The organism is Streptomyces sp. 891-h (assembly GCF_022760275.1).
In the GTDB taxonomy this organism is placed as follows: domain Bacteria; phylum Actinomycetota; class Actinomycetes; order Streptomycetales; family Streptomycetaceae; genus Streptomyces; species Streptomyces spirodelae.
This window is the reverse complement of sequence record NZ_CP050693.1, coordinates 2,323,460-2,341,773: the sequence shown is the minus strand read 5'-3', so window position 1 is coordinate 2,341,773 and position 18,314 is coordinate 2,323,460. Positions and strand designations below refer to the sequence as shown.

Below are 18,314 nucleotides of genomic sequence, written 5' to 3'. Positions count from 1 at the left end.
CGTGGGCACCCCGCTCCCGGTGCCGAGCGTCGTCCTCTCGCCGCACTGTGTGACCAGCGCCGCCGTGGTCGGTCGCGCTCGCGTCCAGGTGCCGAAACCGGCTCGCGCGTACCCACCCCACCTCCCATACGCTTGCTCTGTGACCCCCGCCCAGCTCTCCCGCGCCATCCGGCACACGCTGCCCCGTGTGCTCCCGGGTGAAGGCGCGGACGATCTCCGCGGCCGTACGCGCGTGGTCGTCGAGTCCCCGCCTCGGCGCGGTGACGGTGACTACGCGACCGGGGTCGCGTTCCAGGCCGCCGCGGCCTGTGGGCGTCCGGCGCGCGAGGTCGCGGAGGCGCTGGCCGCGCGACTGGTGCGGGACGAGGAGGCGATCGCGGCTGCCGAGGTCGTCGGCGCCGGTTTCGTGAACGTCACGCTCACGTCCGCCGGGCGTATAGCGCTGCTGCGCACCCTCGCCGATTCCGGACCGGACGGTGCTCTCGCCGAGTCCGCCTCGGTTGGCCATGCGTCCGCCGAGCCCGCCTTCGTCGGCCACCGCTCCGCCGAGCCCGCCGCGGTCGGCGCGGTCGGCGCGGTCGGCGCGCTTGCGGGGTCCGCCTCGGCCGGTGCTCTCCCCGGGCCCGCCGTGGCTGGCCACGAGGCAGCCGAGCCTGCCTCGGGCGGCACCTTCGCCGAGCCCGCCGTGGCCGGCCACGCGACCGTCGAATCCGCCTCGGCCGGCCACGGGCCCGGCGAATCCGCCTCCGCCGGCCACGTGGCCACCGAGGCCTGCATGGTCGGCGCCCCCGCCGAGGCCGCCCCTCCCGTCGAAACCCTCGCACCCCCCGCCCACCCCGGGCCCCCCGCACCCCGCGAAGCCACCCCACTCCCCACCCCCACCGATCACCCCGCACACGACATCGCCCGGTGGGCAAGGGTCACCGGGGAGGACCCCAAGCAGCTCGCCGTGCGCACCGAGCGGTGCAGCTCGCTCTTTCGGGTGCAGTACGCGCATGCGCGGATCTGTGCGTTGCTGCGCAACGGGCGCCGGCTCGGGCTGTGGCCCGAGCCGGCGAGCGCGGTGCCGCTCGGTGCCGCCGGTGCGCGGCTGCTGGCCCTGCTCGCCGACCGGGCGCGGATCACCGCGCCCGGCCCGCTGGCGCGGCATCTGGATGCCGTCGCGGGGGCGTTCGCCGTGTTCCATGACGTATGTGAGCCGCTGCCCCGGGGTGAGGAGAAACCCGGGGCCGTCCACCGCGGTCGGCTGGCCCTCGCCGAGGCCACCGGAGCGGTGCTGGCAGGCGGCCTGTCCCAGCTCGGCGTCACCGCACCCGCACATCTTTGAGACTTTGATCAGCAAAAGGGACACAGGGACACGATCATGAGCCGTTCCGCACACCCCGCAGGCCCCCGGCACGCAGACGTTCTGCCGGAGGGGCACTACACCGCGCCGCCGGCCGACCTCAACTCGCTCGACTCGCGCGTGTGGGCGCAGACCGTCGAGCGGACGCCGGAGGGGGCCGTCAGCGTCGGCGGGCTGGATGTCCGCTGGATCGCGGAGGAGTTCGGCACTCCCGCGTATGTGATGGACGAGACCGACTTCCGCGCCCGGTGCCGCGCCTGGCGTGAAGCGTTCGGGCAGGAAGCCGATGTGTTCTACGCCGGGAAGGCGTTCCTCTCCCGCGCGGTCGTGCGCTGGCTGCACGAGGAGGGGCTGAACCTCGACGTGTGCTCCGGCGGGGAGCTGGCGACCGCGCTGGCGGCCGGTATGCCGGCTGAGCGCATCGCGCTGCACGGCAACAACAAGTCGAACGAGGAGATCACCCGGGCCGTCGAGGCGGGCGTGGGGCGGATCGTGCTGGACTCGTTCCAGGAGATCGCCCGGGTCGCGCATGTCGCCGAGCGGCTGGGGCGGCGGCAGCCGGTGCAGATCCGGGTCACGGTGGGCGTCGAGGCGCATACGCACGAGTTCATCGCGACCGCGCACGAGGACCAGAAGTTCGGCCTGGCGCTGGCCGGGGGCCAGGCGGCCGAGGCGGTGCGCCGGGTGCTGATGCTGGACAGCCTGGAGCTGACCGGTATCCACTCGCACATCGGCTCGCAGATCTTCGACATGGCGGGCTTCGAGGTCTCGGCCCGTCGGGTGGTGGGGCTGCTGACGCAGATCCGGGACGAGCAAGGGGTCGAGCTGCCGGAGATCGACCTGGGCGGCGGCCTCGGGATCGCGTACACGCCCGAGGACGACCCGCGGGAGCCGCACGAGATCGCCAAGACGCTGGGTGACATCGTCACGCGCGAGTGCGAGGCGGCGGGCCTGGCGGTGCCGCGGCTCTCGGTGGAGCCGGGGCGTGCCATCGTGGGGCCGACGGCTTTCACGCTGTACGAAGTGGGCACGCTCAAGGAACTGGAGGGGCTGCGCACGTATGTGAGCGTGGACGGCGGTATGTCGGACAACATCCGCACGGCGCTGTACGACGCCGAGTACAGCGTGGCGCTGGTATCGCGGGCCTCCCAGGCGGAGCCGATGCTCAGCCGGGTGGTCGGCAAGCACTGCGAGAGCGGTGACATCGTCGTACGGGACGCGTTCCTGCCGGCGGACCTGGCGCCCGGCGATCTGCTGGCGGTGCCCGCGACCGGTGCGTACTGCCGGTCGATGGCGAACAACTACAACCACGCGCTCCGTCCGCCGGTCGTCGCGGTACGGGACGGGCAGGCGCGGACGATCGTCCGGCGCGAGACGGAGGAAGATCTTCTGCGACTCGATGTCGGGTAGCGAGATATACGTCCCACATACTGGACCAGGCGTGGAATCTCCGTTTCGGTAAGTGAGACTTGACAACCAACTGCTGTTGACGGGACAGACGGAAAAAGAGGTCAGATGATGCGTACGCGTCCGCTGAAAGTGGCGCTGCTGGGCTACGGGGTTGTCGGCTCAGAGGTGGCACGCATCATGACGACGCACGCCGAAGACCTCGCACAACGTATCGGCGCCCCCGTGGAGCTGGCGGGGGTCGCCGTACGCCGTCCCGACCGGGTCCGCGAGGGTGTCGACCCCGCGCTGGTGACCACCGACGCCGCGGGACTCGCGGCGCGCGAGGACATCGATGTGGTGGTCGAGGTCATTGGCGGCCTCGAACCCGCGCGGACCCTGATCACCTCGGCCTTCGAGCACGGCGCCAGCGTCGTGACGGCCAACAAGGCGCTGCTGGCCGAGGACGGCTCCACCCTCCACGAGTCCGCCGAGAAGTACGGCGTCGACCTCTTCTACGAGGCCGCCGTGGCCGCCGCCATCCCGCTGGTCCGCCCGCTGCGCGAATCCCTGGCGGGCGACAAGGTCAACCGGGTCCTGGGCATCGTCAATGGCACGACCAACTTCATCCTCGACCGGATGGAGTCCACCGGGGCCGGCTACAGCGAGGCGCTGGACGAGGCCACCGCGCTCGGCTACGCGGAGGCCGACCCCACAGCCGACGTGGAGGGCTTCGACGCGGCGGCCAAGGCCGCCATCCTGGCCGGCATCGCCTTCCACACCCGGGTACGCCTGGACGATGTGCACCGCGAGGGGCTGGCCGATGTGACGGCGGCCGACATCGCCTCCGCGAAACGCATGGGGTGCACCGTGAAGCTGCTGGCCATCTGCGAGCGCGCCGAGGACGGCCGCTCGGTGACGGCCCGGGTGCACCCCGCGATGATCCCGCTCAGCCACCCGCTGGCCTCGGTGCGCGAGGCATACAACGCGGTCTTCGTCGAGTCCGAGGCGGCCGGGCAGCTGATGTTCTACGGCCCGGGAGCGGGCGGCTCGCCCACCGCCTCGGCGGTACTGGGCGACCTGGTGGCCGCCTGCCGCAACAAGCTCAACGGCGGCAGGGGTCCGGGCGAGTCCGCCTACGCGCAGCTCCCCGTCTCGCCGATGGGCGAGGTGGTCACCCGCTACCACATCAGCCTGGACGTGGCCGACAAACCCGGCGTGCTGGCGCAGGTGGCCACGGTCTTCGCCGAGCACGGCGTCTCCATCGACACCGTGCGGCAGAAGGGCAAGGAAGGCGCGCACGACGGAGCCTGGCTCGTCGTCGTCACCCACCGGGCCCAGGACGCGGCGCTCGGCGCGACGGTCGAGGCCCTGCGCGGCCTCGACACGGTGCGCGGGGTGGCCAGCATCATGCGGGTCGAGGGGGAGTGAACGTGCCGAGCGCCGCGACCGACCGGCGGCGCGGAGCGCGAGCAGCCCGGCGCGGTGGGCAGCGTCGGACAATGGTCAGTAAGGGAGCCAAGGAACAGTGACCGTCATGGAGCCTCCGATGTCACAGATGCGCGCCGCAGGCGACGCCGACGCCTCAGCCGCGCCCGCCCCCGGGGCGGCGGGGCTCGCCGCGGGGCGCCCGCAGTGGCGCGGCATCATCGAGGAGTACCGCGACCGCCTGCCGGTCGCCCCCGAGACCACCCCCGTCACACTCCGTGAAGGCGGCACCCCGCTGGTGCCGGCCCAGAAGCTCTCCGAGCTGACCGGCTGCGACGTCCACCTCAAGGTCGAGGGCGCCAACCCGACCGGTTCCTTCAAGGACCGCGGGATGACGATGGCCATCACCCGCGCCAAGGAGGAGGGGGCCCAGGCCGTCATCTGCGCCTCCACCGGGAACACCTCGGCGTCGGCCGCGGCCTACGCCGTACGGGCCGGGATGGTCTGTGCCGTCCTGGTGCCCCAGGGGAAGATCGCGCTGGGCAAGATGGGGCAGGCGCTGGTGCACGGCGCCAAGATCCTCCAGGTCGACGGCAACTTCGACGACTGCCTCGAGCTGGCTCGCGGGCTGTCGGACAAGTATCCGGTGGCGCTGGTCAATTCGGTCAACCCGGTGCGGATCGAGGGGCAGAAGACGGCCGCGTTCGAGATCGTGGACATGCTCGGGGACGCGCCCGACATCCACGTCCTCCCGGTGGGCAACGCGGGCAACATCACCGCGTACTGGAAGGGCTACCGGGAGTATCACCAGGAGGGGCCCGCCACTCGCACCCCGCGGATGTGGGGCTACCAGGCATCCGGTGCGGCGCCGATCGTGCGTGGCGAGGCCGTCAAGGAGCCGAGCACCATCGCCACCGCCATCCGGATCGGCAACCCGGCGTCCTGGACGCTGGCAGAGCAGGCGCGGGACGAGTCCGGCGGCTTCATCGATTCGGTGACCGACCGTCAGATCCTGCGGGCCTACCGGCTGTTGGCCGCACAGGAAGGCGTGTTCGTGGAGCCGGCCTCCGCGGCGTCGGTCGCGGGTCTGATCCAGGCGGCCGAGCAGGGCAAGGTCGAGGCGGGGCAGCGCATCGTCTGCACCGTGACCGGCAACGGCCTCAAGGACCCCGACTGGGCGGTTGCGGGCGCGCCGCAGCCCATCGTCGTCCCCGTCGACGCTGACGCCGCCGCCGAGCGCCTCGGCCTCGCCTGAGCAGCGCGACACCTTCCGCCACTGGTCTGAACCGGTTGGGTTCAGGTCGGTTTCCCGGGGCCGGTACACGGGGCAGAACCTGTGTGCCGGTTCCGTCCCGGGCGGCAACGGACCGGTGCGCCGTACGTGTGTACCGTCGTGTGTACCGCGCGGAAGCACGGGGAGGCTCGCGACACGCATCGTGCGCCTCCCGTGCGCCCTATGTCGCCAGTGAACCCACCTTCGATAGGCTGAGTTTCACCCCGACTCCCGTACGTCCCCACCGCGGGTGAGCGCGGAGCCGTGACCGGTCCGGCGCAGCCGCGGTCGAGGGGATGCTCCGCAAACCCAAACCAAGGAGAGTCATCGAGAGATGGCCGGTCCCGCGTTCCGCGCCGCCGCCGTCCGGGTGCGCGTCCCCGCCACCAGCGCCAACCTCGGCCCCGGCTTCGACGCCCTGGGCCTCGCCCTGGGGCTGTACGACGACGTGGTGGTCCGCGTCGCCGACTCCGGTCTGCACATCGACATCGCAGGGGAGGGCGCCGACACCCTGCCCCGCGACGAGAACCACCTGCTCATCCGGTCCCTGCGCACCACCTTCGACCTGCTGGGCGGGCAGCCGCGCGGCCTGGAGGTGGTGTGCGCCAACCGCATCCCGCACGGCCGCGGCCTGGGCTCCTCCTCCGCCGCCATCTGCGCCGGCGTGATGGCGGCCCGCGCCGTGACCACCGGCGGCGAGGCCCGGCTGGACGACACCGCGCTGCTGGAACTCGCCACCGAGATCGAGGGCCACCCCGACAATGTCGCCGCCTGCCTGCTCGGTGGATTTACCCTGGCATGGACGGATGGGGGAGCGGCCCGCGCGCTGCGGATGGAACCCGCCGCGTCCCTCGTCCCAGTGGTCTTCGTTCCGGCGAAGCCCCTGCTCACACAGACCGCGCGTGGGCTGCTGCCCCGCTCCGTGCCGCACGTGGACGCGGCGTTCAACGCGGGGCGCGCCGCGCTGCTCGTCGAGGCACTGACGCGCCGCCCCGAGCTGCTGCTGGCCGCCACCGAGGACCGGCTGCACCAGGAGTACCGCGCCCCGGCGATGACGGAGAGTGCCGACCTGGTCGGGCGGCTGCGCGCGGACGGCGTCCCCGCCGTGATCTCCGGCGCCGGCCCGACGGTCCTGGCGCTGGCCGCCGACGACGGCGAGGCCGACAAGGTCTCCCGGCTGGCGGGAGAGGGCTGGACGGCCAACCGGCTGGCCCTCGACCTGGCGGGAGCCAGCGTCCTGCCGCTGTCCGCAGGCGGCCGGACCAGCGAAAACGCCGGAAGCAAGGGCTTGAGCGGGACCGAGGACGAAAACGGAAACACACCGGGAGGCACGGGCAGCGGGCCCCGGTGAGAGCGGGTTGCGGATCTTTGAGAGGGGGAATGTTTGTTGGATCCGGTAGTGTTAACCTCAAGTCTGCACTCGCAGTCTCGTGGGCCCCGCACAGGAAAGTGCGATGGTTCGAAGAGTGCGGTGCTTGCGTGTTCCCCTGGCAGCCCCAGCAGGGACCACCTCTTCTCCCAGGAGCCTCCCACACTGCTCGGCCCACTGCCGGGCAGGGGCGAACACGCTCCGGAGCCGACGTGAAGGACATCCATGTCGAGGCTTCACGCCGAACCCACGTACTGATCTCCCCGCCGTACATCCAGGCGGGACCACCGCCCCGGTCAGGTCCGCGAACACAGGACCCCATCCGGACAGCACAACCGGTCGCCGAGCCAGACTGGCCGACGTCCGCTCCAGGGAAGGACCCTTCGTGAGCGACACCACCGATCTGATGGGCGTGAACGCCGATACCGCAGCCGACGGTGCCGCGGCGCCCGCCGCTACGGACGCATCAGCCACGCCTGCCTCCGGTGCCGCACCCAGGCGTCGGCGCTCCGGCACAGGGCTCGAGGGCATGGTTCTGGCCGAGCTCCAGCAGGTCGCCTCCAGCCTCGGCATCAGGGGCACCGCGCGGATGCGCAAGAGCCAGCTGATCGAGGTCATCAAGGAGCGCCAGGCGGGCGGCAGTTCGGACTCCGCGCCCGCCGCCTCGGGCAAGAGCGCCAAGGCCGCCGACAGCAAGGCAGCCGACACCAAACAGAGCAAGGTCTCCGACAGCAAGCAGGGCAAGGCCGCCGAGAACGGCGCGCCCGCCGAGGAGACGAAGCCGAAGCGCCGCGCCACCTCCCGCGCCCGTACCGGCGACGCCGAGGCCGCGCAGCAGGACGCGCAGGGCAGCCAGCAGCAGATCGACATCCCCGGCCAGACCGAGGGCGACGCCAAGGCCGCCCAGGAGGGCGGCCGTGGCCGCCGCACCAAAGCCGAGGCCGCTGCCGACACCGCCGAGGGCCGTACGGACGCAAAGTCCGGCGGCGAGAGCGGCAAGCAGGGCGCCCAGGACGGCAAGCAGGCGGCTCAGGACGGCAAGTCCGAGCGGTCCGAGAAGGATGGCAGGGACGGCAAGGGCGGCCCCTCCGGCGACGGCAAGCAGCAGCAGGACCGTCCCTCCAAGCGCGAGCGCCAGCGCGACCGCGACCGCAACCGCAACAAGAACGACGGCGGCGGTGGCGGCCAGCAGAACCAGGCCGGTGGTGGCGGCGGTCGCCGGGACGGCCGGGACGACTTCGACGACGAGGGCGGCGGCGGCCGTCGCGGGCGGCGCGGCCGCTACCGCGACCGCAGGGGCCGGCGCGGCGGCCGGGAGGACTTCGAGCCGCAGATCGCCGAGGACGACGTCCTGATCCCCGTCGCGGGCATCCTCGACATCCTCGACAACTACGCGTTCGTGCGCACCTCCGGCTACCTGCCGGGGCCCAACGACGTGTACGTCTCGCTGGCCCAGGTCCGCAAGAACGGCCTGCGCAAGGGCGACCACGTCACCGGCGCCGTGCGCCAGCCGCGGGAGGGCGAGCGGCGCGAGAAGTTCAACGCGCTGGTCCGCCTCGACTCGGTCAACGGCATGTCGCCCGACGACGGCAAGGGCCGTTCCGAGTTCAACAAGCTCACCCCGCTCTACCCGCAGGAGCGCCTGCGGCTGGAGACCGAGCCGAACCAGCTGACCTCGCGGATCATCGACCTGGTCTCGCCGGTCGGCAAGGGGCAGCGCGGTCTGATCGTGGCCCCGCCCAAGGCGGGCAAGACCACGGTGCTGCAGTCGATCGCGAACTCCATCACCCGGAACAACCCCGAGTGCCACCTGATGGTCGTCCTGGTGGACGAGCGTCCGGAAGAGGTCACCGACATGCAGCGGTCGGTCAAGGGCGAGGTCATCTCCTCGACCTTCGACCGCCCGGCCGAGGACCACACCACCATCGCCGAGCTGGCCATCGAGCGGGCGAAGCGGCTGGTGGAGCTGGGCCACGACGTGGTGATCCTGCTGGACAACATCACCCGGCTCGCCCGCGCCTACAACCTGGCGGCGCCGGCCTCGGGCCGTATCCTCTCCGGTGGTGTCGACTCGACGGCGCTCTACCCGCCGAAGAAGTTCTTCGGCGCGGCGCGCAACATCGAGGACGGCGGCTCCCTGACGATCCTCGCCGCGGCGCTGGTGGAGACCGGCTCCCGGATGGAGGAGGTCATCTTCGAGGAGTTCAAGGGCACCGGCAACATGGAGCTCAAGCTCGACCGGAAGCTCGCCGAGAAGCGGATCTTCCCCGCGGTGGACGTGGACGCGTCCGGCACCCGTAAGGAAGAGATCCTCATGGCGAACGAGGAGCTCCAGATCGTCTGGAAGCTGCGGCGCGTGCTGCACGCCCTTGACCAGCAGCAGGCCATCGAGCTGCTGCTGGACAAGATGAAGCAGACGAAGTCCAACGCGGAGTTCCTGCTCCAGATCCAGAAGACGACACCGACCCCGGGCAACGGCCAGGACTGAGACCGACGGACGGAGTCCGTCGCAGCGTTCCGAAGCGTGGGAGGCCCCCAGGGCCGAGCACTGCGAGGGGCGCGGATGGAGGAGGGGCTCCAGAAGACGACACCGACCCCGGGCAACGGCCAGGACTGAGGTCCGCGGGTCCGGGGTCACCCGGACGGATGACGGCGAGGGCCGTCCCACCACACACGGTGGGGCGGCCCTCGCCGTCCGTTTTGGCTGCTGAGAGCTTGCCCACAGGCCCTCCTCGCCGGTAACCGGTGTCGTCTCGGCAGGCGCGGGTACGTCGTCGCAGGTAAAACGGGAGTAGTGCCGCGTTGCGGCCCGGTCCGTACGCCGCTGTCCCGTCACGTGCTCTCACCGTGCGCGATGGTCCGCTGTGCAACCCTTCCGGCGAGACGCAGCGTCCCCACGGGACAACGTCTCCACCGGACGACGTCCACACAGGGACAACGGCGCCACGAGGCAGGACTGAGGGAAGTGACCATGGCGGGCGACAGCTACGAGGGCGACACGGCGGGAGCACGCCGCTCCCGGGGCATACGAGCCTCCGGCCGTCGTCGCAGGCCGCTCAGCGGACGCCGGCGCGCAGTGCGGGCCGCAGCCTGGACCGTCGCGGGCGCGGTCGCGCTCGGCGGGACGAGCCTGGGGTTCGTCTATTTCAAGCTGGACGGCAACATATCCGGGGTCGACATCAACGCGGCCCTGGGCAAGAACCGGCCCGAGGACGTGCCGAACGGCTCCATGGACATCCTCGTGCTCGGCTCGGACAGCCGCGCCGGGGCCAACGCGAAGTACGGCAAGAACGAGGGCGGCGCCCGCTCGGACACCGCGATGGTGCTGCACATCAACGAGAAGCACGACAAGGCCAGCGTCGTCTCGATACCCCGGGACACCGTGGTGGACCGGCCCAGCTGCAAGGGCGACAAGTCGGAAGGCGGGAAAAACGTTCCGCCGCAGCGGGCCATGTTCAACTCGGCCTACAAGGTCGGCGGCCCGGCGTGCGCGGTCAAGACGGTCGAGTCCCTCTCCGGCGTCCGGATGGACCACTACCTCGAGGTGGACTTCGCCGGGTTCCAGCGGCTGATCGACACCCTCGGCGGCGTCGAGATGACCACGCACAAGGCGATCCACGACAAGGACAGCCACCTGAACCTCAAGGCGGGCACCCACCGCCTCGACGGCGAGCAGTCCCTGGGGCTGGTCCGCACCCGGCACGGCGTGGGCGACGGCAGCGACCTGGGCCGTATCCAGCTCCAGCAGGCGTTCCTGAAGGCGCTCATCGACCAGGTCAACAGCGTGGGCCTGTTCAGCAGCCCGAAGAAGCTCTACGACCTGGCCGACACCGCCACCTCGGCGGTCACCACCGACTCGGAGCTGAACTCGGTCGGCAAGCTGACCGGCCTGGCGAAGATGCTCAAGGGGATCAAGTCCGACGACATCCAGATGACGACGCTGCCGGTCGAGTACGACCCGCAGGACCCGAACCGGGTGATACAGGTCGACTCCAAGACCAAGAAGGTCTGGTCCGCGATCAAGCACGACCAGCCGGTGCCCAAGTCAGCGACGAAGGGTTCGGCGGCCGACAAGACCGATATAGGCGGGGTCGTGCGGGAAGAGCGCGGGACCGTGGAGGCCGGCAGCCAGAAGCAGGATTAGGGCCTCCTGCCCGGGGCCGCTCCGAAGCCTGTGCTGGATTCGGGCTGCCCTTGGCCGTGCGTTGCAGGGCGCGTGGGGAATAACCGGGTGCCGCCCCCGGTTTTGGGGGGTGCGGGAACCAGTGGCAAACTGGACCGTCGGCCCCGGTTCACGGGAAACAACCCGTCTCCCGACCCGGTGCCCTCCCGAACCTAGGAGTGACCTTGAAGCGCGACATCCACCCCGAGTACCGCGAGACCCAGGTGAGCTGCACCTGTGGCAACTCGTTCACCACGCGTAGCACCATGTCGGAAGGCGTCATCCGCGCCGACATCTGCTCGGCCTGCCACCCGTTCTACACCGGCAAGCAGAAGATCCTCGACACCGGTGGCCGCGTGGCCCGCTTCGAGGCCCGCTTCGGCAAGAGCGCCGGCAGCGCCAAGAAGTAGCGACACCGCAGCGCCGGTCCGCGGCTGCCCCTGCCGGGCAGCGCGGCCCGGCGCTCTTTTGGTGCTCAGCGCCCCGGCGCCGGCCGCCCCCGCGGCGAGGCGGCGCCTCCACTCATCAGTAAGGGATGGCCACGATGTTCGAGGCGGTCGAGGAACTCGTCGGCGAGCACGCCGACCTGGAGCGGCGGCTCGCCGATCCGGCGATCCACGCCGACCAGGCGGGTGCCCGTCGGCTGAACAAGCGCTACGCCGAACTCACCCCCATCGTCACCGCCTACAGCGAGTGGAAGCGGACCGGGGACGACATCGGCACCGCGCGGGAACTGGCCGCTGAGGACTCCGACTTCGCCGACGAGGTCAAGGAGCTGGAGCGGCGCAGGGAGGAGCTGACCGAGCGGCTGCGGCTGCTGCTGGTCCCGCGCGACCCCAGCGACGACAAGGACGTCATCCTGGAGATCAAGGCGGGCGAGGGCGGCGACGAGTCCGCGCTGTTCGCCGGTGACCTGCTGCGGATGTATCTGCGCTACGCCGAGCGCAACGGCTGGAAGACCGAGCTGATCGAGTCCAACGAGTCCGACCTGGGCGGCTACAAGGACGTCCAGGTGGCGGTGAAGTCCAAGGGCGCGACCGAGCCGGGGCAGGGCGTATGGGCGCGGCTGAAGTACGAGGGCGGGGTGCACCGCGTGCAGCGGGTGCCCGCGACCGAGTCCCAGGGCCGTATCCACACCTCAGCCGCCGGTGTCCTGGTGCTGCCGGAGGCCGAGGAGGTGGATGTGGAGATCAACCCCAACGATCTGCGCATCGACGTCTACCGCTCCTCGGGTCCCGGCGGCCAGTCGGTCAACACCACCGACTCGGCCGTGCGCATCACCCACGAGCCGACCGGCATCGTCGTCTCCTGCCAGAACGAGAAGAGCCAGCTCCAGAACAAGGAGCAGGCCCTGCGCATCCTGCGCGCCCGGCTGCTGGCCGCGGCGCAGGAGGAGGCCGAGAAGGAGGCCTCGGACGCGCGCCGCAGCCAGGTACGTACGGTCGACAGGTCCGAGCGGGTGCGCACCTACAACTTCCCGGAGAACCGGATCTCCGACCACCGCGTCGGGTTCAAGGCCTACAACCTGGACCAGGTGCTGGACGGCGAACTCGACCCGGTCATCCAGGCCTGTGTGGACGCGGACTCCGCGGCCAAGCTGGCCGCCGCTCAGTGACGCCCGGGAGGGGGACGGAGTGAACGTGCTGCTCGCCGAGGTGGCGCAGGCCACCCAGCGGCTGGCCGACGCCGGCGTGCCCTCGCCGCGCTTCGACGCCGAGGAGCTGGCCGCCTGGGTACACGGTGTCTCACGGGGCGAGCTGCATCGCGTCGCGGACGCCGACTTCGACGCGCGCTACTGGGAGGCGGTGGCCCGCCGCGAGGCCCGCGAACCGCTCCAGCACATCACCGGGCGGGCCTTCTTCCGCTACCTGGAGCTGCACGTCGGAGCCGGGGTCTTCGTGCCCCGTCCGGAGACCGAGTCCGTGGTCGGCTGGGCGATAGACGCGGTACGGGCCATGGATGTGGCCGAGCCGCTGATCGTGGACCTGTGCACCGGCTCCGGCGCCATCGCGCTCGCCCTGGCGCAGGAGGTGCCCCGCTCCCGGGTGCACGCCGTGGAGCTGGACGAGGCGGCGCTGGTGTGGGCGCGCAAGAACGTCGAGGGCTCGCGGGTGACGCTGCACCAGGGGGACGCACGCACGGCGCTGACCGAGCTGGACGGCCAGGTCGACCTCGTGATCTCCAATCCCCCCTACATCCCCCTGACCGAGTGGGAGTATGTGGCGCCGGAGGCCCGCGACCACGATCCGCAGATCGCGCTGTTCTCCGGCGAGGACGGCCTGGACGTCATCCGGGGCCTGGAGCGCACCGCGCACCGGCTGCTGCGCCCGGGCGGCGTCGTGGTCATCGAGCACGCCGACACCCAGGGCGGGCAGGTGCCCTGGATCTTCACCGAGGACCGCGGCTGGGCCGACGCCGCGGACCACCCCGACCTCAACAACCGGCCCCGTTTTGCCACCGCACGCAGGGAGGTGCCGTAATGGCACGGCGATACGACTGCTCCGACGCGACCGATCGCGCGACCGGGCTGCGTGAGGCGGCGTCGGCCGTCCGGCGCGGAGAACTCGTCGTGCTGCCGACGGACACCGTCTACGGCGTCGGCGCCGACGCGTTCAGCTCCGACGCGGTCGGCGACCTGCTGGAGGCCAAGGGCCGTGGCCGCGGTATGCCCTCGCCGGTGCTGGTGGGCTCCCCGAACACCCTGCACGGCCTGGTCACGGACTTCTCCGAGACGGCCTGGGAGCTGGTCGACGCCTTCTGGCCCGGAGCCCTCACCCTGGTGGCGCGCCACCAGCCGTCGCTGACCTGGGACCTGGGGGAGACCCATGGCACGGTGGCCGTGCGGATGCCGCTGCACCCGGTCGCCATCGAGCTGCTGACCGAGTTCGGCCCGATGGCCGTCTCCTCGGCGAACCTGACCGGGCACCCGGCGCCGATGGACTGCGACGCGGCCCAGGAGATGCTGGGCGAGTCGGTCGCCGTCTACCTGGACGGCGGCCCCACGCCGGACAGCGTGCCCTCGTCCATCGTGGACGTCACCGGCTCGGTGCCCGTACTGCTGCGCTCGGGCGCGATCGACGCCGACGAGCTGCGCAAGGTCGTACCGGGCCTGGAGGTGGCCCCGTAGTGACCGCCCCACCCGGGCGTGGGCCGGCCGAGGCCGGCGGCATAAGCGGCGCCGACGGCGCGTTCCGTATCCTCCACGTCTCCACAGGCAACGTGTGCCGCTCGCCGATCACCGAGCGGCTCACCCGGCATGCCCTGGCCGAACGGCTCGGGGAGGCCCGCATGGGCGGACTCGTGGTCGAGAGCGCGGGCACCTGGGGGCACGAGGGCGCGCCGATGGAGGAGAACGCGGTTGCCGTGCTGCTCGAACACGGCGCGGACGCCTCGGACTTCACCGGCCGGGAGCTGCTGGACGAGCATGTGATCCGGGCCGACCTGGTGCTGACGGCCACCCGCGACCACCGGGCGCAGGTGATCTCCATGGGCCACTCCGCGGGCCTGCGCACCTTTACGCTCAAGGAGTTCACCCGGCTGGTGCGGGCCATAGACCCCGCGACGCTGCCGGCCGCCGGCAGCCCCGAGGGCGTGGTGGAGCGCGCCCGCGCGCTGGTCCAGGCGGCGGCCGCGCTGCGCGGCTGGCTGCTGGCGCCCAGCCCGGAGGCGGACGAGATCTATGATCCGTACGGCGCGCCGATCCCGTACTTCCGCAGCGTCGGCGAGGAGATCAGCAACGCGCTGGACCCGGTGGTGACCGCGTTGACGGGGGTCCCGGCGCACACGTAGAAGCACAGCCAGAACCAGCGGGCGGGAGCGAGCGTGTCCTATGGTGTGGGCCTGATCGGCCCGCCCGGGTGGGCCTGCGAACAGCCCGCGAGACCATTGGGGAGCCCGTTCCGTGCGTGAATATCTGCTGACGCTGTGCGTCACGGCCGCGGTCACTTATCTGCTGACCGGGCCGGTGCGGAAGTTCGCCATCGCGGCGGGCGCGATGCCGCCGGTACGGGCCAGGGACGTGCACCGGGAGCCGACCCCGCGACTGGGCGGCATCGCGATGTTCGGCGGGCTGTGCGCCGGGCTGCTGGTGGCCTCGCAACTGACCAACATCGGCGAGCTGTTCACTCTTTCCGACGAGCCCCGGGCGCTGCTCTCCGGCGCCGGTCTGATCTGGCTGATCGGCGTACTGGACGACAAGTGGGGCGTCGACGCGCTGGTGAAGCTCGGCGGGCAGATGATCGCCGCCGGTGTGATGGTGCTGCAGGGGCTGACGATCCTGTGGCTGCCGGTGCCGGGTGTGGGCAATGTCGCGCTCACCCCCTTCCAGGGCACGCTGCTCACGGTCGCGCTGGTGGTCGTCACCATCAACGCGGTCAACTTCGTGGACGGGCTGGACGGCCTGGCGTCGGGCATGGTGTGCATCGCCGGTGTGGCGTTCTTCATGTACGCCTACCGCATCTGGTACGGCTACGGCATCGAGGCGGCGGCCCCGGCCACGCTCTTCGCCGCGGTGCTGATGGGCATGTGCCTGGGCTTCCTGCCGCACAACATGCACCCGGCGCGGATCTTCATGGGCGACTCCGGCTCCATGCTGATCGGCCTGGTGCTGGCGGCGGGCGCGGTCTCGATCACCGGCCAGGTGGACCCGGACGTGATGGTCGAGCACACCGGTTCGGTGAAGTCCGCCGTGCACACGATGGTGCCGCTCTACATGCCGCTGCTGCTGCCGCTGAGCATCATCGCCATCCCGGTCGCCGACCTCGTGATGGCGATCGTGCGGCGGACCTGGAACGGGCGTTCGCCGTTCGCGGCCGACCGGGGGCATCTGCACCACCGGCTGCTGGAGATCGGGCACTCGCACAGCCGTGCCGTGCTGATCATGTACTTCTGGGCCGCGCTGATCGCCTTCGGTGCCGTGGCCTTCTCGGTGCGCTCCTCCAGCCTGGCGATCGTGCTGGCGATCGTCCTGTTGAGCGCTGTGGGCCTGGTGGTGCTGCTGCTGCCGCGCTACACGCCCCGGGTGCCCGCGTGGGCCCAGCGGATGCTGCCGCCCCGGTACCGGCGTGCGCGCCGGGAGGCGGAGGAGACGGAGGCCGCCACCACCCCGCCGGGACCCGGTGAGGACCCGGCGCCCACGGGGGAGACGGCCGAAGAGGCGGAGCTGGAGCCCGCGATGGCCGGGCTGAACGGTGCCACGGCCGTCGGGGAGCGTCGGCAGTTCACCCGCCCGAAGAAGATCAACACCCATGACTGAGTGCGCCGATGGCCCAGGAATCGCCCAATAGCAGACATACCGGCCGCCGTCAGCGACGGACGCGTACTGTCACACCTGCGTGTGACAGGGGGCACACCAAGTAGGTAAAGACCTCATCAAATAGTTTGTGATACCGTTCACGAAACCCGGTGGCCAGCCGAAGTGTCGCACTCCCGCAGGCCCTTCTGCCGGGAGGTCCGTCCTCCACGCCGGGGCTACGCTCGTCATCGACGACCCACGTCCCCCGATTTCCCGGAGCACACCACATGCAGTCGAACGACGCACGCATGCTCCTGCACTGCGCCGTCCCGACCGCCCTCGCCGGTGCCGTGGCCGCAGCGATCAGCGCCGTGTTCGCCTCAGGCAAGGGCGCCATCGGCGCCGCGGCCGGAGCGCTCGTCGTGATCCTCTTCATGGGTCTCGGCCTTTACGTCCTCCAGCGGACGGCCCGCTCCTTTCCGCACCTCTTTCAGGCGATGGGCCTGCTGTTGTATACGACGCAGATTCTGCTGCTGTTCGTGGTGCTGGTGGTCTTCCGGGATACGACCCTTTTCGACACCTCGACCTTCGCGTTCACACTGCTCGGCGCCACCGTCGTATGGGTCGCGGCGCAGGGCAGGGCGCATCTGAAGGCGAAGATCATGTACGTGGAACCCTCCTCCGGCTCCGGTGAGAAGGCCAGTGCCACGTAGGGGCGGGATAAGCGCTCGTTCGAGCAACTGCTATCGTCCGTTGCCAACTGCGGCGCAGCAGACGGGGACGGCGGAGTTCCACCCGGTTCCGGAATCCACGGGACGGAACGGACACTCCCGCCTCCTGATCAGCCGCCGCCCCCGATTCGTAAGACCAAGACCAGTGCCGTTCCGTGGCCGCACGCCGCGCCGACACAACGAGGTAGCCGTTTTCATGCGCCATGCAGAAGGAGCCCGCGGTGAGTGCTGACCAGATGCTCGCCTTTGAGACCGACTGCCACCTTTTCAGTGGCTGCGGCTTCGAGGCTCCAGGGCTCCACTCGTTCGTCTTCGAGCCGATGTTCAGCATCGGCGGATTCGACTTCAACAAGCCGATCCTGCTCGCCCTCGTGGGCACGCTCGCCATCGTCTGGTTCTTCTGGGCCGCCTTCAACAGGCCCAAGGTGGTGCCCGGCAAACTGCAGATGATCGGCGAGGCCGGCTACGACTTCATCCGTCGCGGAGTGGTCTACGAGACGATCGGCAAGAAGGAGGGCGAGAAGTACGTCCCCTTCGTCGTCGCCCTCTTCTTCTTCGTGTGGGTGATGAACCTGTGGGCGGTCATCCCGCTCGCGCAGTTCCCCGTCACGTCGATCTTCTCGATCCCGCTCGGTCTCGCGCTGGTCGTCTACATCACCTGGGTCTCGCTCACCTTCAAGCGGCACGGTTTCGTCGGCGCCTTCAAGAACTTCACCGGCTACGACAAGTCGCTCGGCGGGGTGCTGCCGATGGTCGTGGTCATCGAGTTCTTCTCGACCCTGATCGTGCGCCCCTTCACGCACTCGGTCCGGCTCTTCGCCAACATGTTCGCCGGTCACATGCTGGTGGCGCTGTTCACCATCGCGACCTGGTACATGCTCAACGGCATCGGGATCGCCTACTCGGCCGTGTCCTTCATCATGACCATCGTGATGATCGCCTTCGAGCTGTTCATCCAGGTCATCCAGGCGTATGTGTTCGTCCTGCTGACCTGCTCCTACATCCAGGGCGCGCTCGTCGAGGAACACTGAGCAAGCCCGTATCCCGCACACCCCCAAGCTGTCCGGCGGCCAACCCCCGCCGGTCCGTACAGAGAAGGAAGTAACGGCATGTCCGCTGCTCTCGACATGGTCAACCTCGCCGCCTCCGAAGGCGTCACCGGCAACCTCGGTTCCGTCGGTTACGGTCTCGCCGCCATCGGCCCCGGCATCGGCGTCGGCATCGTGTTCGGTAACGGCACCCAGGCGCTGGCCCGCCAGCCCGAGGCCGCCGGTCTGATCCGTCAGAACCAGATCCTCGGCTTCGCCTTCTGTGAGGCGCTGGCCCTCATCGGCATCGTCATGGGCTTCATCTTCCGCTCCTGACGCACCGAGCGAACGAACCCATT

Annotated in this window: 16 protein-coding genes; all 16 read left to right on the top strand. The window is 70.6% G+C overall.

What is annotated here, in order from left to right:
• Positions 1-139: 139 nt before the first annotated feature.
• The 16 genes from HC362_RS34895 (at position 140) to atpE (ending at position 18,291) form a co-directional block, all read left to right on the top strand.
• A complete protein-coding gene (locus tag HC362_RS34895) occupies positions 140-1,327 on the top strand; it encodes a DALR anticodon-binding domain-containing protein (RefSeq protein ID WP_279240085.1) in 1,188 nt (395 codons plus the stop codon).
• Positions 1,328-1,363: 36 nt separating this feature from the next.
• Positions 1,364-2,755, top strand: coding sequence for a diaminopimelate decarboxylase (gene lysA, locus HC362_RS09840; protein WP_243083527.1), 1,392 nt, complete (start codon positions 1,364-1,366; stop codon positions 2,753-2,755).
• Positions 2,756-2,863: 108 nt separating this feature from the next.
• On the top strand, positions 2,864-4,162 hold the full coding sequence (locus HC362_RS09835) for a homoserine dehydrogenase (RefSeq protein WP_209264742.1): 1,299 nt from the start codon (positions 2,864-2,866) through the stop codon (positions 4,160-4,162).
• Positions 4,163-4,289: 127 nt separating this feature from the next.
• A complete protein-coding gene (gene thrC / locus HC362_RS09830; RefSeq protein ID WP_243088460.1) occupies positions 4,290-5,414 on the top strand; it encodes a threonine synthase in 1,125 nt (374 codons plus the stop codon).
• 352 nt (positions 5,415-5,766) lie between these two features.
• Positions 5,767-6,783 carry a homoserine kinase gene (gene thrB / locus HC362_RS09825; RefSeq protein WP_243083526.1) on the top strand — a complete coding sequence of 339 codons (1,017 nt, stop codon included), beginning with the start codon at positions 5,767-5,769 and terminating at the stop codon, positions 6,781-6,783.
• Between the two features lie 403 nt (positions 6,784-7,186).
• A complete protein-coding gene (gene rho, locus HC362_RS09820) occupies positions 7,187-9,289 on the top strand; it encodes a transcription termination factor Rho (RefSeq protein WP_243083524.1) in 2,103 nt (700 codons plus the stop codon).
• Between the two features lie 483 nt (positions 9,290-9,772).
• A complete protein-coding gene (locus HC362_RS09815; RefSeq protein WP_243083522.1) occupies positions 9,773-10,945 on the top strand; it encodes an LCP family protein in 1,173 nt (390 codons plus the stop codon).
• A gap of 203 nt (positions 10,946-11,148) precedes the next feature.
• Positions 11,149-11,373, top strand: coding sequence for a 50S ribosomal protein L31 (gene rpmE / locus HC362_RS09810; protein WP_209264572.1), 225 nt, complete (start codon positions 11,149-11,151; stop codon positions 11,371-11,373).
• Between the two features lie 134 nt (positions 11,374-11,507).
• Complete coding sequence (prfA, locus tag HC362_RS09805; RefSeq protein WP_209264744.1) at positions 11,508-12,578, top strand: peptide chain release factor 1; 1,071 nt, start codon at positions 11,508-11,510, stop codon at positions 12,576-12,578.
• Between the two features lie 19 nt (positions 12,579-12,597).
• Complete coding sequence (prmC, locus tag HC362_RS09800; protein ID WP_099884256.1) at positions 12,598-13,443, top strand: peptide chain release factor N(5)-glutamine methyltransferase; 846 nt, start codon at positions 12,598-12,600, stop codon at positions 13,441-13,443.
• Positions 13,443-14,090, top strand: a complete 648-nt coding sequence (locus tag HC362_RS09795; protein WP_209264574.1) for an L-threonylcarbamoyladenylate synthase — start codon at positions 13,443-13,445, stop codon at positions 14,088-14,090. The genes prmC and HC362_RS09795 overlap by 1 nt, the downstream gene beginning before the upstream one ends.
• Positions 14,090-14,752 (top strand): protein-tyrosine-phosphatase, encoded by a 663-nt coding sequence (locus tag HC362_RS09790; protein ID WP_243083521.1) that lies wholly within the window; start codon positions 14,090-14,092, stop codon positions 14,750-14,752. Before HC362_RS09795 ends, HC362_RS09790 begins: the two co-directional genes overlap by 1 nt.
• A gap of 112 nt (positions 14,753-14,864) precedes the next feature.
• Positions 14,865-16,217 (top strand): MraY family glycosyltransferase, encoded by a 1,353-nt coding sequence (locus HC362_RS09785; RefSeq protein ID WP_243083519.1) that lies wholly within the window; start codon positions 14,865-14,867, stop codon positions 16,215-16,217.
• 266 nt (positions 16,218-16,483) lie between these two features.
• Positions 16,484-16,909: a hypothetical protein gene (locus HC362_RS09780; RefSeq protein ID WP_209264576.1), complete on the top strand. Its 426-nt coding sequence runs from the start codon at positions 16,484-16,486 to the stop codon at positions 16,907-16,909.
• Between the two features lie 221 nt (positions 16,910-17,130).
• Positions 17,131-17,958: a F0F1 ATP synthase subunit A gene (gene atpB / locus HC362_RS09775; protein ID WP_243083517.1), complete on the top strand. Its 828-nt coding sequence runs from the start codon at positions 17,131-17,133 to the stop codon at positions 17,956-17,958.
• 78 nt (positions 17,959-18,036) lie between these two features.
• Complete coding sequence (gene atpE / locus HC362_RS09770; protein ID WP_243083516.1) at positions 18,037-18,291, top strand: ATP synthase F0 subunit C; 255 nt, start codon at positions 18,037-18,039, stop codon at positions 18,289-18,291.
• The last annotated feature ends 23 nt before the right edge of the window (positions 18,292-18,314 follow it).